Source organism: Pelomonas sp. BJYL3 (assembly GCF_027257975.1).
GTDB classification, from domain to species: Bacteria; Pseudomonadota; Gammaproteobacteria; order Burkholderiales; family Burkholderiaceae_C; genus Roseateles_B; species Roseateles_B flavus.
In genome coordinates, this window is sequence record NZ_JANZKX010000028.1 from 1 (window position 1) to 1,228 (window position 1,228).

Annotated in this window: 1 protein-coding gene; it reads left to right on the forward strand. The window is 64.9% G+C overall.

Annotated elements, in window-relative coordinates:
- The first annotated feature begins 58 nt into the window (after positions 1–58).
- Positions 59–1,090 carry an IS5 family transposase gene (locus O9Y01_RS23140; RefSeq protein WP_269634012.1) on the forward strand — a complete coding sequence of 344 codons (1,032 nt, stop codon included), beginning with the start codon at positions 59–61 and terminating at the stop codon, positions 1,088–1,090.
- Positions 1,091–1,228: the final 138 nt, after the last annotated feature.

The following is a 1,228-nucleotide window of genomic DNA, read 5'->3' on the forward strand; positions in this document are numbered from 1 at the left end:
GAGACCGCTGCATAACTTCCCTGATGCGCCGTGATCGGCCATCGGTTGCAATGGCGACATGGATAGCTTCTTCCTGATGGGCGCCAAGCCCCTGGTCCAAGACTCGCCAACGATGAAGTTGCACGAGCTGCTGGACTGGGACGAGATCGCGCACAAGCTCAAGGGCCTGTACAAGCGCGAGGCCACGCACGGCGGAGGCCCTGAGCCGTACTCGGCGCTGGCGATGTTCAAGCTGATGCTGCTGGGCCAATGGCACGGGCTGTCGGACACGCAGCTGGAGCACGCGCTGAAGGTGCGGCTGGACTTCATGGTGTTCACCGGCTTCGAGCCCGGTGATGGCAGCTTCCCGGACGCCACGACGATCTGCCGCTTTCGCAGCCGGCTGGTCACGGCCAGACTGGACCAGGTGCTACTGCGCCGGGTCAACGTGCAGTTGGAGGGCCAAGGCTTGAAGGTGGCGGGCAGCCGCGGGGCGATCATTGACGCGACCATCATCGAGAGCGCGGCACGGCCCAATCAGCACATCGAGGTCGATGACGAGGGCCAGGCGGACGTGGTGGACAGCGCGGACGACGAGGCGCGCTGGGTCAAGAAGGGCAAGGACGCCTTCTTCGGCTATCGCGGCTACAGCGCGGTGGACACGGAGGATGGCTATGTCGAGCACGTGGAGGTGCATCCGGCCAACCAGGCGGAGGTGAGCAAGCTGCCGGGCATCGTGGACGCGCTGATCGAGCAAGGCATCCCCGCTGAAGGCGTGCTGGCCGACAAGGGCTATGCGAGCGCGGCGAATCGCGAGTACCTCAAGAACAAAGGCATCGGAGACCTGATCCAGTTCAAGGGCAGCCGGAGCCATCCCGTACATCCCTTGCAGACGCGGATGAACCGGGCCATCGCCACGCTGCGCTACAAGGTCGAGCAGGGCTTCGGCACGATGAAGCGGCGCTTCCACCTGGGCCGGGCGCGGTACTTCGGGGCGGCCAAGACGCAGGCGCAAATGGCTTGGGCGGCGTTGGGGCTCAATCTGCTCAAGGCGATGAGGAAGCTGCAGAGCGGGCGGCTGCAGCCGTGTGCGGGGAGTAGTCCGTCCTGAGGGGCTCAAAGGGCCCGGGAGAAGGGCTCAAAAGGTCCTGAAACGGGCTAAAAGCTCGAATCGGATTGCACATCGCGGAATTCCCTTCACATCGACCGGGGGGCGGTGTCGCGAGGGGGAGTTGTGCAGCGGTCTCGA

Coding starts and splice junctions, on each gene's coding strand:
- O9Y01_RS23140 (WP_269634012.1), top strand. CDS start 59: ATGGATAGCTTCTTCCTGATGGGCGCCAAGCCCCTGGTCCAAGACTCG.